The 15,135-nt window shown below is 40.9% G+C and carries 11 protein-coding genes; 3 read left to right on the top strand and 8 right to left on the bottom strand.

The genetic code is table 11. The features are described 5' to 3' along the window. Window positions 1-77: 77 nt before the first annotated feature. The 5 genes from H6G86_RS21440 to H6G86_RS21420 form a co-directional block, all read right to left on the bottom strand. Window positions 78-1,289, bottom strand: coding sequence for an EAL domain-containing response regulator (locus H6G86_RS21440; protein ID WP_190936001.1), 1,212 nt, complete (start codon window positions 1,287-1,289; stop codon window positions 78-80). A gap of 85 nt (window positions 1,290-1,374) precedes the next feature. Further along, window positions 1,375-1,809 carry a PAS domain-containing protein gene (locus H6G86_RS21435; RefSeq protein WP_190936000.1) on the bottom strand — a complete coding sequence of 145 codons (435 nt, stop codon included), beginning with the start codon at window positions 1,807-1,809 and terminating at the stop codon, window positions 1,375-1,377. A 611-nt stretch (window positions 1,810-2,420) separates the two neighbouring features. Then, a complete protein-coding gene (locus tag H6G86_RS21430; protein WP_190935999.1) occupies window positions 2,421-5,243 on the bottom strand; it encodes a family 10 glycosylhydrolase in 2,823 nt (940 codons plus the stop codon). Window positions 5,244-5,340: 97 nt separating this feature from the next. Then, window positions 5,341-6,678, bottom strand: coding sequence for a TIGR03279 family radical SAM protein (locus H6G86_RS21425; protein WP_190935998.1), 1,338 nt, complete (start codon window positions 6,676-6,678; stop codon window positions 5,341-5,343). 129 nt (window positions 6,679-6,807) lie between these two features. Continuing rightward, window positions 6,808-7,632, bottom strand: coding sequence for an undecaprenyl-diphosphate phosphatase (locus H6G86_RS21420; RefSeq protein ID WP_190935997.1), 825 nt, complete (start codon window positions 7,630-7,632; stop codon window positions 6,808-6,810). 499 nt (window positions 7,633-8,131) lie between these two features. Here H6G86_RS21420 and H6G86_RS21415 point away from each other — a divergent pair, with 499 nt between their 5' ends. The 3 genes from H6G86_RS21415 to nadB all read left to right on the top strand — a co-directional run bounded on the left by H6G86_RS21415 (window position 8,132) and on the right by nadB (window position 11,769). Next, window positions 8,132-8,911 (top strand): DUF3120 domain-containing protein, encoded by a 780-nt coding sequence (locus H6G86_RS21415; RefSeq protein WP_175586678.1) that lies wholly within the window; start codon window positions 8,132-8,134, stop codon window positions 8,909-8,911. A gap of 557 nt (window positions 8,912-9,468) precedes the next feature. Continuing rightward, window positions 9,469-9,897, top strand: a complete 429-nt coding sequence (gene psbU, locus H6G86_RS21410) for a photosystem II complex extrinsic protein PsbU (protein ID WP_190935996.1) — start codon at window positions 9,469-9,471, stop codon at window positions 9,895-9,897. Between the two features lie 195 nt (window positions 9,898-10,092). After that, entirely contained in the window at window positions 10,093-11,769 is a 1,677-nt protein-coding gene (gene nadB / locus H6G86_RS21405; RefSeq protein ID WP_190935995.1) for an L-aspartate oxidase, read from the top strand. A 46-nt stretch (window positions 11,770-11,815) separates the two neighbouring features. Here nadB and H6G86_RS21400 read toward each other — a convergent pair whose 3' ends face one another. The 3 genes from H6G86_RS21400 to H6G86_RS21390 all read right to left on the bottom strand — a co-directional run bounded on the left by H6G86_RS21400 (window position 11,816) and on the right by H6G86_RS21390 (window position 15,085). After that, window positions 11,816-11,989, bottom strand: coding sequence for a hypothetical protein (locus H6G86_RS21400; RefSeq protein WP_190935994.1), 174 nt, complete (start codon window positions 11,987-11,989; stop codon window positions 11,816-11,818). A gap of 22 nt (window positions 11,990-12,011) precedes the next feature. Further along, window positions 12,012-12,218 carry a hypothetical protein gene (locus H6G86_RS21395; protein ID WP_190935993.1) on the bottom strand — a complete coding sequence of 69 codons (207 nt, stop codon included), beginning with the start codon at window positions 12,216-12,218 and terminating at the stop codon, window positions 12,012-12,014. Between the two features lie 791 nt (window positions 12,219-13,009). Beyond that, on the bottom strand, window positions 13,010-15,085 hold the full coding sequence (locus H6G86_RS21390; protein WP_313931300.1) for a CHASE2 domain-containing protein: 2,076 nt from the start codon (window positions 15,083-15,085) through the stop codon (window positions 13,010-13,012). Window positions 15,086-15,135: the final 50 nt, after the last annotated feature.

Here is a 15,135-nt window from a genome sequence, read left to right as displayed (position 1 = left end):
TCTTACTTAGTAAAACTATTCAGAAGATTAAGGACTAGGAAAATAATTCCCCATTCCCCATTCCCCATTCCCAATATTCATACATATAAGCATTTGTTAGTCAATAAAAAATTTTCAAATTCTGCTGCTGGTAATGGACGACTAAATAGAAAACCTTGCATAGAATTACAGTTTTGTTGACGCAAAAAAGCCAGTTCTGCTTCCGTCTCTACACCTTCAGCGATTACATTTAGATTGAGATTGTGGCCCATTTGAATTAATGCTTCAGTAATGGCTGATTTCTGTGGATCGTTAGCAACATTATGGATAAAATAACGGTCGATTTTTAATGTGTTAATTGGTAAATTTTTCAGATAAATTAGAGAAGAATAGCCTGTACCAAAATCATCGATCGCAATTTTGATACCCAAGGATTGCAATTTGCTCATAGTAGCGATCGCACTATTTACGTCTTGCATAATCATACTTTCAGTTAGTTCTAGCTCTAAGTAATCTGGTTGCAAATTATTAATAGTTATAAAATTGACTATCTTATTAATAAAATCTGGTTGGTTAAATTCAATTGCTGACAAATTTACAGTAATAACCAAGGAGTTAATTCCGGCATCACGCCAGATTTTTATTTGTTTACATACACTTTTTAATACCGATTTACCGATTGGAACAATTAAACCTGTAGACTCTGCTAACGGAATAAATTCTGTTGGGTAAACTATCCCCAATTCTGGGCTTTGCCAGCGCAATAAACTTTCAGCAGCTACTATTTTCCCAGAAGCAATATCGACTATTGGTTGATAATAAATTTCAAATTCCTGGAATTTATGTTGTTTGATAGCTCGGTGCAAGCAAATTTCTAACAACTGCATTTTGGGAGACAAGTTATTAATTCTAGTCTGAGTAGATAAATATCTTTTTAAAGTAGCGTGTTTTTCCAACCGATTCATGATGGCACTTAATAACTCAGCCCGACTAAAGGGCTTAGTTATATAATCATCGGCCCCCATATCCATACCTTGACGAAAGTCAGATTTGGCAGATTTAGCAGTGAGAAAAATGAAGGGAATTGTTGCCGTTGATGGATCTTGGCGTAACGCGCTTAGAACGCCATAACCATCAATTTCTGGCATCATCATATCACAGAGAATTAAGTCAGGAACTTCACAGATAGCCAAATGTACGCCGATCCTACCATTAGCGGCAGCAATGGTTTCAAAATCCTCAGCTTCTAGCAAATCTAAAATATTTTCACGGACTGCTTCCTCATCTTCTATTATTAAAATTTTGGGCATGAGTCACCTCAATTTATTTTTATTATTTAATGATATAATGACAGTAAGCGTTGTACCAAATCCCGATGTACTTGTGACAAAGATTTTATATTTTTAGATATCTATATTTTTTTTTACAAATAGCATTTCTAATCAAATAGAAATGGCTAGTCCAAAAGCCAGAATTTTTAACTGTTTTCCACACTTGATAACCCGTGATAGCGAAAACATTTTTGTTCATAAATTTACTAGCAAAATCTTCCCAATTCTTGCAGATGTAAATTAATGCTGGGCTGGAGAAGAATAAATATTGCAGATGTTGAAAATTTTCAACTAGCGTCCACCATATTTCCCAATATGAACGCCTAACTAAATCTTGTGGTTGTAGTCTGCTAAAGTTGAGTTCTGTTTGGTTCGCTTTTAGCACGATGCCTTCTGTTTTTAGCAATCCGATAAACTGGAAAGTGGCGTTGAATATAGTGCGAAATCGTCTTTCACTCTCACGCAATGCTACTTCTGCTATACGGGAGGTACTATTCACAGAAACTCCAATGAGGTGATTCGATTTGTTGTGTCTGTCAGTACTATAGCGCGTGCTAGTGACCATTTGTACTTGAGTAATTATCTCTTAACGAGAATTTGATATCCTACCTCAAATGAACTAATACTGGTGTCAATACTTGTCGGATTTTGGGGAAAACGGTAAGGGGAAAGGGGAAATAAAAAACCTTTAACCTTTTACCCAAACTCAGTTCCGAGTTAAAAATGCTTAACTGAGCAGTATTGATACTGGTGTTACCTCTAGTTTTATATATCAAAAAATAGTTATCTAAAGCTGCTTATATTAAGTATTCTCCAATATTTGGCCCTAAATAAATAGGAATATTTGGGATATAAACACAGCAAAAATTGTGTTAAGAATTACAAAGTAGCTTATATCCTGGTAGTTCTGAATTGGGAAGATACAAAGAAGAAACTTGTTCAATGATTCTCCCTTGTCCCTTTTATCTCCCCCTACTCCCCTGCCTCTCAATACTTTTCGGTTAAGGGGGAAAGGGTTTAAATTTACCTTTACTCCTTGCCCTTTAAGCTTTCTCCAGACCAAAAGAGAGATTGTTGGGTTTATCCGAAAAGTATTGCCATGCCTCTTCACTAGGGATGCAACTGCAACCGCCGTTCGCCGTAACACAATAGTCTTTCTATAGTTACAAGTCGATTTTCCCAAACTTTGACTTGATAGGAATTCGACTTAATTTCTTGGCTCATCAATACTCGAAATTGAGACTGGAATCGAGTTAGAGAGGCTTTTGCCACTAGTAAATTACTAGGAGAAGGGGAAGCAGCAAGCTGATTTAAGGCACTGCGTAAAACTTCTGCCTGGTTGTTAAAATCTGATATTGTCCGGGCAGGTCTTTGTTGTGGGTCATTTTGGAAAACAAACTTCCATTCCCGTTGCAGCGCGGTGTAACGGATGGCGGCAGTTTGAAAAGGTTGGCGGTGGGGAATCGGTTCACTTGTCTTGGATTGAACTCTGCCTTGGGTACTAATAAAAAGTTTTTGTAGATCGTTATTAAAATTCTCTGCGGCAAAGAGTGCGTAACCACTAACTGGCAAGTCTCTTACTAACTGGAGTTGATCGAACGTCCCGATTGTTGGTAAAGAAAGTAAGCGAATTCCCGGCACTAACAATGTAGCTCCCAATTGTTTAGAGGCGATCCAAGGTTGAGCTAGTCGTTGGAAGCGAGAAGTATCCAAAGCATAAGTCATGGGAACGATTAAATCCACATCTCCCCGCCTTGCCCAAGTTTCCCAGTTTTGTTGAATTTTCTGAATCCGCTCTTGTTCTGGCAAAGGGAATACTGCAACCGACAAAATCAAATTTGGTCGTTTTTGTCGCAACTGCTCTGAAACTTTCGCAACAAAACTATCAACTTGCTCAGTGCGAAATGTTGTCCACTTTTGCCATAGTTCTAGTTGGGTGGGAGAAATATTTATCGGATCTACGCCAGTAAGTTGCTGAAACTGCAATCTTGCAGCTTTGCCATAGCCATAAATTCTACCTGCTGATGGGTCTTGAAAGGGGTAGCGAATGTAGTCTAGCTGTAAACCATCCACATCATAGCGAGTAACGATTTCCTCGTACAGCTTGAGTAAGTACTGCCGTACTTCGGGGTTGGCTGGGTCAAAGAATGGCTTAGTCTGACCAACGGGAATCATGTTGCCAAGATTATCGTAGTTTGCCCAATCGGGATGAGCCGCCAGCACTGGCCCTGGATAATTTGGATTAACGTTGATAATCTCATTGTGTCGTTGATTGCCAGCAGCAAAAGTCCAAACCCAAGCGTGTAATTCCATGTCGCGCTCATGGGCTAATTTCACTGCATCTTTCAGTGGATCCCACCCACGAATTAAGGGGTTTTGCTCTTTTGCAACTTGGCTGGGATAAATGGTATAGCCCGCATTAACAGTTTCAAAGAAGACAGTATTAATCCCAGTTTGGGCCAGGCGATCAAAAATCTGGGCTAGTCCTGCCTTGCTACCAGCACGAACAATCGTCCCCCTATCTAACCAAACTGCCCGAATTTCTGGTTGAGCCAACCTCCGATCAACTGGGAACTGCTGCCACAAAATTGTCTTTGCTGCCAGCCACTGCTGACGAGCCAGAGCATAGTTTTTTTGGGCAATCAATTGGGGTAAGTTTTTGGAAATTACCCTTGCTTGTGCCAAAGCTTGGTCTTTGCTTGTGGTTAGCCCCCCCAATTTAGTTGAGGCTAATTGTATTGGCTGCTCCTTTACAGATTGGGAGTTGTAGGTTTCCAGATGCCTAGAGGACTGTTTTCTCTCAGATATGCCAACGCCTTCCTTAACCGCATCGGCTGACACCGCTAAATGAGCGCTTTCCACCCGACCAATGAGATTTTCTAGCTCTTGCTGGAGAGCGATCGCTTGATTGTTGTCAATCGGCTCATTGGAGTTGGGTGCAACATCTAGACGCACCGCTTTTTCTAGCTGATCAATGGCCTCTTGCGAACTTGGTGGTTTAACTATAGAAAGCGCTCTCGGTATGGGAGCAGTAGCAGTTTTAGGAGGAGGAAATGAGGGAGATGAACTACTCCTCTGCTCCCCTGCTCCCCTGCTCCCCTGCTCCTCTGCTCCCCTGCTCCCTGCCCCCTGCCCCTTTGGTGCAGCCGCTACTGTTGTAGAGCAGTTTGGCGAACCTCCTGCTATTTTTTTCATCCGATTCGATGGTGCTAGCGCTGTCAAATAATGATTGATAGAAGCTTTTAACCAGGCATTATCTAACTCAGAGGCTGAGGCTGTATCTGTTCCCCAGCGCCAGCCTAAAAAGGTAGTACGCTCAGTTGTCACTACTGCGGCTGGATTATCTTTGGAATTCCAAACAGCAGGAGATTCAGTGCCCATATCATTAGGAATCACAACGCCGCCGCGGATTTTGCCAAAGAGTTCAGTTTGATTTGCCCATTCTGGAATCTTGGTTTTTGTGGGCTTGATCTGTTCTATTTCACTGAGGCTGAATCCCCAATAACCTCCCAAGAGCGATCGCAATAACTGCCGTACTCCTGGTGATGACAAACTACCTATGGGGCCACTAGCAATCAAACGCCCTCCCTTACTCATCCATTCTTCTAAAGCGATCGCTTGTGTTGGCGTTAATGTCTCGACGTTTGGCAAAAATAATACCCGGCGATCGCCCCAATCTGCACCACTCTTGACATCTGTTAGGGGAATTACACAATATTTCACCCCGATTGTCTGCAAGCGGTCAGTTATCCCTGTCCATTGATTAGCATTTTCTTGGCTATGCACTACGCTCAATACAGGTTCTTCAGTCGCCGCCGTGACTGGCAAAATACTAAAATTATTTAAAATTAAAAAGTTAAAACTTAAAATGAAGAATCCGGCTTTCTTTATGTGAGAATTTGCCTTTTCATGAAACTCTTTCCGATTCTTCACTACTGGCTCCTCAGTGGATTATTTATTAGGCATTACTTCTTATTTATCATCCAGCATAACAATAAATTACCTCCGAAAAACAACTGATCTTTGATAACTAAACCTGAACAAAATTGGAAATGCATGTTTTGATTAAATCTTCAACTCCTGCTAGTGGGAAAATTTTTGTATTTAGTCTGCCAGATAATTCCTCAATACTCATATCATCTAAAAACACTAATTCCCCATTTTTTAACATGACATTGGGTAGCAAAATCCCATCACCTAAATCTTGCTCTTCTAAATTTAAAAGTAAATCATGACCAGTTAGTAATCCGGTTACACTGATAGTTTGTCCCCAATAATCACTACATAAAGCCCGCATATTGACCTCTAAACCTTCAACACAATTTAAGCGTTTCAAAATTGGTTGAAATGCTTTTTCTACGGCGTTGCCCACTACCCAGGTCAATTTTCTTTGAGGATATACTTTTGGCGGGAGTAATTCTGCTGCAACGGTGGCAAATTGCTTGATAAATAGTTGAATCGAACCAACTCCGTTATCAATTTGGGGATATTCTTCATATTCAGACTCACTGGGTAATTCTTCACCTGCAATCAAAAACCACTCATCGGCTAACCAAACAACGCTAGAACCAAATTGTTGGCGAAATTGCCGTGAGAGCATTTGCACTTGAGAAATCACTTCTTGAGCTTTTTCTCTAGTTACAGGGATAAGTTCATCTTCTGGAGGGCGAAACCGTGTCAACCCAACTGGCACAACTGCCACTGATGCCACCGTCGGGACTTCACCAGTATGAAAAGAAGTTAAATCTTTGAGAGTTTGTTCCAGATGTTTGCCATCATTTATACCAGGACAAACAACAACTTGAGCATGAATTTGTAGTCGCCTTTTTTGAAACCACTTCAGTTGTTGCAAGATTTGTCCCGCACGCTGATTTTTTAGCAGCCTAATTCTCACATCAGCTTCTGTCGCATGAACAGAAACATACAACGGAGACAAGCGCATTTGCTCAATTCGCTGCCATTCTCTTTCTGGCAAATTGGTCAGGGTAAGATAAGAACCGTATAAAAAGCTCAGACGATAATCGTCGTCTTTTAAGTACAAACTAGTGCGCTTACCTGGTGGCTGTTGGTCGATAAAGCAAAATGGACAGCGATTATTGCACTGAATTAAACCATCAAATAGGGCAGTTTCAAATTCTAGCCCCAAGTCTTGATCGTAATCTTTTTCGATTTCCAGGGTATGGGTTTTACCAGTAGCATCTAAAACTTCTAGTTCTAAAACTTCATCAGCACACAAAAACTGATAATCAATTAAATCGCGGGGACGCGTACCATTGATTGCAACAATCGCATCCCCAGCCTCAAAGCCAATCTCTGCGGCTATTGAGTCTGGTAGAACCTTGGTTATTCGGGCGGGATTAATATTCATGGGGCATTGGGCATGGGGCATTGGGGAGGCAGTGCGGTCTTGGGGAAACCCCAAGTGGAGCAACTGCCATCATGGGGCATTGGGCATTTGCGTTAAACAAATGACCAATGACAAATGACTATTATTTAATTATCCTTTCCAACCTGCTGCGATCGCAGCTAAAATGGCGCTACCGAATGCTAATCTATACCAAACAAAAACCAAAGTATTCTTGGTTTGCAAGTACTTGATCAAAAATGCAATTGATAGGTAGGAAAAAATAAAGGTTGAAATAATCCCTATAATTAACAATCCCACAATGTTATCTGGCAACTCGTGGGCTTGAAATAATTTGAAGATTTTCAAACTTTTATACAGTGTAGCAATGGTAAGAGTTGGAAACCCTAACAAAAATGAGAATTTCGCTGCTGTATCGCGTTCTAATCCTAAAAATAAGGCAGTCGTCAACGTCGAGCCAGAACGAGATACACCTGGAATCAAAGCAAGTGTTTGTCCCAATCCAACTAAAATACCATCCCGAATTTGCAGTGAATCAAAACCTCGCTTGCGAGTACCAATTTTTTCTGCCAAAGCTAGTAATAGTGCCATGATGATTGACATGATGGCAATAATTAATGCACTCTCTGGTAGAATGTCTTTCAAAAGAAAGCCGAAAATTAAGGCAGGCAATGTTCCGACTACAATACCGACCAGAATTTTCCACTCCTCACGTTGCCAATCTTTCTCTTTGAATGCTTCGATTCCACCTTTGATAATACTAGAAATCAGCGACCAGAAATACCCCACAATTGCGATAACACTGCCAAATTGAATGGCATCAACAAAATCTTTAGAACCTAGTTCTTTCCAACCAAATACTTTGGTAAAAATTAGGAGATGTGCAGTACTGCTAATAGGTAAAAACTCTGTAATACCTTGAACAATACCCAAAATAAAAGCTTGAATAAACTCCATACCAATTAATACCTTTTTCCTGTTCTAGACATGATTATGAACATTGTCTAGATGATGATGTTGCTTTATATACTCTCTACTGCACCTAATATCTTATAGAAAATTCGATTTTACCGATCAATAACATCATCTAAGACGCTGACCATGTTCTTACACCCACCTAAATAAGTCAACGAAATTTTGCCAGTTCATCAAACTTTAATATTTAGCGGACTGATGCCGTTTACAAGAGGCAAAGGGGCAGGGGAGCAGGGGGAAGGGGAGAAAAACCACGCACAAGGGGTAGAGCTTCAACCCTCGGTATATTTGGAACAAGAGGGCTTTTGCCCACAAGCAGGACAAAGCTGACAAACTGACAAAGTAAAATTTTTTTTCTTGTCTCTCCCTGCTCTCTGCCCCGCACTCCAGGAAATGTCTGTATAATTACAATGCCCCAGGGGGGGATTTTAAAATGTGATATCTTAAATAAGATAAAGTTTAGTAACAAATATTAAAAACTTTGATTAATAATACACTGTCCTCCTACACTGCTTCTACGCCTTCTATTGATACTGAGTTGGATTTGGCTGATACTGGGCAGAATGGCATCAGGCAATTGGAATCTGCACTCTCCTTTTCTCCCTCTTTGCCCTTATCTATTTCTGCCCGACAAAATTGGTTAGTGTTTGCGGCGGCGGTGTTTTTGGTATCAGTGCCAGTATTTGTTGAAGCACCAATAGTGCGATCGCTACCAACTCTCAGTTTAGCGCTGACAGCATTTTGGGTGTGGCTAAGTTTTACCTTAATGTCACGTCCTGCAACTTATGTCTGGGGCGATTTGCTCTTAGGATTTAGCTGGAGTTGGTTAGCAGGAGCGATTTATTGGGGCTGGTTACGTTGGGAACCTGTATGGCATCTACCAGTAGAATCTATAGGCTTACCGTTTGCTTGTTGGTGTCTAGCGAAGAGTTGGGGCAAGGTTGGTAGCTGGTTTTATTTAGGATCTTTACTCGGTACAATTTTAACAGACGTATATTTTTATCTAGCCGACTTGATGCCTTATTGGAGGCAAATTATGAGAGTGGATGCAGATTTAGCACCACAAATCTTACAAAATGCCCTGATGCAAGTACAAACACCTTGGGGACAAACTTGGGCCATAACTCTCGCTTTAGTGCTATTAACAGTGGGGGTTTTAGCTTTAGGTGGAAAGCAAAGACAGTGGTATGCCTTTGGTGGCGCAGTTTTAAGCACAATTTTAGTAGACAGCCTATTTTTGTTAGCTGCGATCGCAGCGTGAAGAAAGCAGGATTCACAAGATTGCAATGATCTTCTAAGTTTCTCTTAGCAAAACTTTTTCCAGTCAGTTTATGGCACATCAAGAATGATGCTGTAGATAATTAATTAGTTAAGAAATATTACATAATAATCCATCAGCCTCAAGTCTTCTTGCTAGGTTATTCGGTATTAGACATCAGACGGCTTCATGTCTACTTGGAAGTTAAAATCAGCCACCCCGAAAAGATTTCGTCTCGTTGCGAATGCTACCGAGATCATTGATAGAAGGCTATTACAGCTATAGAGACACTCTGATCGCGAGAAAAATTTTTGCTAAAACCCCAGTCAAACCCAGTAACGGTAAATATTGTGGATATTAATACGCTGTATATTAGTTTCTGATGACTGCTGTGTTAATTAAGCTATCAAGTTTTGTCTTTTGTCTTTTGTCCTTGGCGCTCTCACGTAGACGCAATAGCGGCTTCCCGCAGGGTATGACTAATGACTAATGACTAACGACCAATGACCACTGTTAGCTTAAAACTTTTATTTCTGTTTGATGGAAAGAGGTAGAAAATCGTGAAAGGATTGGCGCGTTTATTAACAGTGTTTAGTTTGTTACTTGGTTGCTGGGGATGGTTGGGAACAACTCAGATAGCCCAAGCTGCTAGTTTCAACAGTTTTGCTCTTCCTCAAGTGCCAATTCTGGCAATTGAGCGACAGAATCGAGCAGATAAGAAGCTAGGAACGGAATTTGGTAAAAAAATTGATTTGAATAATACCAACGTCCGAGCTTTTCAACAGTATCCAGGGCTTTATCCCACCTTGGCTAAGAAAATCATCACAAATGCTCCCTACAAAAATGTAGAGGATATATTGGATCTTCCAGGATTGAGCGATCGCCAAAAACAAACTCTGCAAGCCAACTTAGATAAGTTTACCGTGACAGAACTAGAGCCTGCCTTCAACGAAGGAGATGATCGCTTTAACAACGGTATCTACAGATAAGTTGCAGTTGTAGCCAATAGCACCCCACTCCTGATTCAAGGGAGTGGGATTATTCTATTAGAAATGAGGTGGGACAAGGAGGACAAGGGAGACAAGCTGACAAAGTAAAATTTTTTCCTTGTCTCCCCCTGCTTCCCCTGCCCCCCCCCGCTTCCTTTCCCTTGCCCCCTTCCCCCTTCCCCCTCCCCCATTACCTTGCCTCAGATAGATATTCCTAGCCAATTTGATGTCTTAGTAGTCGGCGCTGGTGCTGCTGGACTATACACAGCGCTGTGTCTACCAGAGTCCTTGCGAGTCGGCTTGATTACCAAAGAAACTGTTGCTTTGTCCGCTAGTGATTGGGCACAAGGTGGTATAGCCGCAGCCGTTTCCCCGGAAGATTCTCCCACGCTACACATTGAAGATACAATCCGGGCAGGTGCAGGTTTGTGCGATCGCACCGCTGTAGAATTTCTCGCCCAACTTGCCCCTAAATGCATTCAATCCCTAGTTGACTTGGGGGTTGCTTTTGACCGTCATGGTCAAACCTTGGCTTTAACTTTAGAAGCTGCCCATTCTCGCAACCGTGTTCTCCACGCTGCTGACACTACAGGCAGGGAAGTTACAACCACTCTCACCGCCCAAGTATTACGTCGCCCGAATATTCAAGTCATTCAGCAAGCTTTGGCTTTGAGTTTATGGATTGAACCTGAAAGCAATCGCTGTCAGGGAATAAGCTTGTTTTATCAAGGTAAAATCACATGGATTAAAGCGGGTGCTGTGATCTTGGCAACTGGTGGCGGCGGTCAGGTATTTGCCCAAACCACTAACCCAGCTGTGAGTACTGGTGATGGGGTAGCGATCGCATATCGGGCTGGGGCTATCCTCCGCGATTTGGAATTTGTGCAATTTCACCCCACTGCCCTAACAAAACCTGGTGCTGATCGCTTTCTCATTAGCGAAGCTGTACGCGGTGAGGGGGCACATCTTGTTGATAATGAAGGACGGCGTTTTGCCTTTGACTACCATCCTGCGGGTGAACTCGCGCCCAGAGATGTTGTCAGTAGAGCAATTTTTAGCCATTTACAACGTACCGCCGTTGATTTAGCCACTGCCCATGTGTGGCTGGATATGCGCCCCATCCCTCCCGACAAGATTCGTCACCGCTTTCCCAACATCATCAAAGTTTGCCAGCATTGGGGAGTTGATGTTTTCCATGAACCAATTCCTGTAGCGCCTGCTGCCCATTATTGGATGGGTGGGATTGTCGCGGATCTGATGAATCGCACGAATATTAAGAGTTTGTACGCGGTGGGTGAAACTGCTAGTACCGGGGTGCATGGGGCAAATCGCCTTGCCAGTAATTCTCTGCTGGAATGTATTGTCTTTGGGGCCCAGATGAGCCAAATAGAGTTGGAAAATATTGGGTTGCCGTCAGAAACACCAGTCCTGACATCACGGAAATTTAGTGTTGATGCTAGTGAGTGGCACACCCAGCAAGCACAGCTAGAAGCACTCAGAGAGAAGTTACCACGTCTAGTGTGGGAAAGTGCTGGTATTTGTCGGGAGCAATCAAAGTTGGAAACTGCGATCGCTACTGTTGAATCTTGGCAGCAAGATTTCGCTGCTTTGCCTTTAAGTCAATTCTTGCTTGCTTTACACCCAACAGAATCAGCTAGTTTTGAGTTCCCAGATGTTGAACGACAATTGCGACTTTGGGCAGAAACCCGCAATTTATTAGATGTGGCTGATTTAATTCTCAAAAGTGCTGCTTTTAGAACCGAGAGCCGAGGCGGACACTATCGTTTAGACTATCCTCAACCAGACCCCAATTGGCAAGTTCATACACTTGTCCAAACAAATCATTGGTCGAAATCTCCAATATTATCTTGAACATTCTTCTGTACCCCATTCCTCATCTATGTAATTATGGGCGGAGTTAGGGACAGCCCTGTTCTAGTAATATTTCTAATAAACTACCCTTGCTATCTCCCAAAGGAACAAGACTCGCTAACCCTGTTGGCGAAAACTTCAGCCCGTTCTTTTTGGGATATTTCCAAGAAACAGATGTGGTGTCTAAGACATGAGCCGCTTTATAGCGCTGCTTTACCACAATCTAAAATCAAAAATGGCCATCAGCGAGTGCCGCTACCATGCTGACTGTCAGGGCCACCATAATTTGGTGGGATATATGTGTCTTTTAAATTTGAAGAATTGACTTTGCGGGCGATAAAAGTATTGCTGCTAGTAGTAACAACAGTATTAGCACTTGCAGTACCGAATAGGCTCGTGGAAGCGGCAATTTTCGGTAATAATATGTAAACACTTATACAGAGTATCATAATCTTTGTGAATCGGAAGTTAGTTTTCATGGGTTGCAGTAAATTTACTAATTTTTCATTTAAAACGTATTTTTATTGACTCAAGTATATTTACTGATATTTTTGAAAAAAATATTTGAACTTTATTAAATTATTTCCAATGCTTTACAAGTAATTGTGGTATTTACTTGTACAATAACTTTATTTTGCTGGTATTAAATAGTTCCTATACTTAAGTAATATTCTTAATCAGCCATTTTTACATCAGCCTAAAGTTAGATATGTTGATGGATTGCTATAAGCCTTTTGTCTAATTCACTATTTATTAATAATATCTTAATACTTTTAAGTATAAACACTATGTTCAATGAATAACGATTTCAAAAGATATAAAAAAATACTTGTTTTCTTGTATATTTATGTTTTAGTTACAGTTAAGATATGTAAAGTTAAAATAACGTAATTGTTATATTATAAGGATTTCAAAAAGTATGGAACTATAAAATACCGCTATAATCCCGTACAGTATAAGTATATTTTTGTGTGTAAAAATAATTACATAAAAGTTGTATTAAAATTATTTTTCTAATTAATTCTGATGATGAATTCCTTTTTCACTTATCTTCTTAGTTTTAGCGATCAGACCCAAAACCCTTGCTAAGTCTCTATCTTGACTAAAAAACTACCTCTAGTCATATATGAAATGCTTTTTCAAAATAGTGCCTTGCACATATTTAAAGTCAACAGTCCTAATTTAACGGTAAAATTTTTTACTGTAAGGAGAAAAATATGGAGACTTAACTCTTAACTAATTAAGCAAACTCGTAGCGATTTTTACCCAGGTGCTTGGCACGATACATTGCTGCATCTGCTTGTTTGATCAAATTTTCACTATCTTGACTGTTGTATGGGTAGACACTGATGCCAATACTGGCAGAGATTCGGATTGCATAGCCATCCAAAACAATTGGCTTGGTAATACTGCTTAAGATTTTTTCGGCGACTTTAGCAGCTATCTGGACATTAGGAATTGCCCGCAAAATTATAGTAAATTCATCGCCACCCAAACGAGAAACTGTATCACTAGCGCGTAAAGAGTTGCTGAGTCTTCCAGCGATAGTCATTAGCAAGCGATCGCCCGTCTCGTGCCCCAGAGTATCATTGACTTGCTTAAAGCCATCTAAATCAATAAATAACAGTCCCAGTAACAGGTTATTGTGTTGCGCCCAATGTAATGACTCGTAAAGTTGTTCGGCAAAAAATTTGCGATTGGATAAACCAGTGAGGGGATCGTGATACGCCAAATAACGCAAGTGATCTTCTTTGAGTTTTAATTCATTGTTAGACTGGAATAGTTCAGCAGCAGTCCGCTTCAGATGCTCCTCCATGAGCTTGCGTTGAGTAATATCTCGGATGACCCCAACTAAAAAGAAATTGCCAGCTGAGTCTTTGTGGAGCGATCGCTTAGTGGCAATTTGATGAGTCTGTCCATCTGCATTTGTAAATTCTTCTTCATGTTCCTGTGGTTTTTCAGTTCGGAACACAAGATCATCCTGTTGTCGAAACACATCAGCTTCATGTTTAGGGAAAAAGTCATAGTCTGACTTCTCAATTAACAACTTATTTGGATAACCGATAAATCGACAATAGGCTTCATTTAAAACAATCCACTGGTGTTGTTCATTTTTCACAAAAATTGGATCGGGAATCGTATTGATTACGTGATGCAAAAATTCTTTAGAACGTTTCCACTCTTCCTGGATATGAGCAATATGACTGATCATCCAAATAGCTGAACTGCCAAAGCTAAACAATGAGGGAAGGAACGGTATCCACAAACCGTATAAAAAAGCAAGGTATGTAGTCAGGGTCAATACAAAGCAAGAAACTAGGATACAAAGCAGACTTCTAGTAGCGTGTCGTATCCGCCATGTCGTCACGGCTCCCAGGTAAGACCAGATAAAAATCCACAAGTATTCCATCAAGTCAGACCAGAATTTTAATAATGGTCGTCCATCAAGAGCAGCAGATATTAACTCACTAATAAAATAAGCTTGCAGTTGAATCCCAGGTACGGGCTTTGCCGTACCTATTAGATTACTGGAATAGGGAATGAATACAAAATCCTGGAGACTGGGTGCGGTGGAGCCAATCAGTATAATCCGATCTTTAATTAAGTTTTCTTGGACTTTATCTGCCAGTACATCTTTTATCGATACCTGACGAAAATTACAAATTTCTCTAGATGAACTTTGACATTTAGGTTTGGGAAAATTGGTCAGAATTTGGTATCCTCTATCATCAGCCCTCACATAAGCACCATCATTAGCCTCAAAACGAGTAAATGATGCCTTACCCAATTGCAAATACTCAGGGTTGCTTTTTGCTTTGGTGGGGGTAATTCCCTTTGCCTTTAAATACAATAAAGCCAACTTCAGGGCAAAACTTTCGTGTAACTGCTCATCAACGTGCCAATACAACAAACTGCGACGTACTTTACCATCAAGATCGTACAGCACGTTATTAAAGCCAACTTGATCCTTATTCAGTCCCTGTGGAGGTAAAACACTAAAGTTTTTGTTTTTGTCATTTGCTAGCAGTTCAATACCAATTAAATTGGGCATTGACTTATAAGTCTTACGCAGTTCCTGATTACCAGGCTCTACTGGCAAATTTCTGTAGAGGTCTAAGCCAATAGCACGGGGTTTGTGGACATTTAATTTTTGCAACAACAGTGCAATCTTAGCATCTGGAATCGGCCACGAACGTATTTCGTTCAAATAGGCTTCATCAATCACTACGATTGTAATACGCTCTTCCGGTGGTTCATTTGGACGTAAGTAGGACAGGGTGAAAAAACCAAATTGTGTAAAGATAAGTAAATACACATAATGTATCTACCACGGTAACAGGTATATGGGCAGCCGTTTAAGGGTAT

The sequence above is a fragment of the Nostoc sp. FACHB-133 genome, from assembly GCF_014698055.1.
Classification (GTDB): Bacteria; Cyanobacteriota; Cyanobacteriia; order Cyanobacteriales; family Nostocaceae; genus Nostoc.
Note: the sequence above shows the minus strand (reverse complement) of the source record. Positions and strands in the feature narration are given on the sequence as shown.

Excerpts from the sequence above, each read along its gene's own strand:
- H6G86_RS21440 (WP_190936001.1), bottom strand. The coding sequence starts at position 1,289 with ATGCCCAAAATTTTAATAATAGAAGATGAGGAAGCAGTCCGTGAAAAT.
- H6G86_RS21425 (WP_190935998.1), bottom strand. The coding sequence starts at position 6,678 with ATGAATATTAATCCCGCCCGAATAACCAAGGTTCTACCAGACTCAATA.
- H6G86_RS21395 (WP_190935993.1), bottom strand. The coding sequence starts at position 12,218 with ATGATACTCTGTATAAGTGTTTACATATTATTACCGAAAATTGCCGCT.
- H6G86_RS21420 (WP_190935997.1), bottom strand. The coding sequence starts at position 7,632 with ATGGAGTTTATTCAAGCTTTTATTTTGGGTATTGTTCAAGGTATTACA.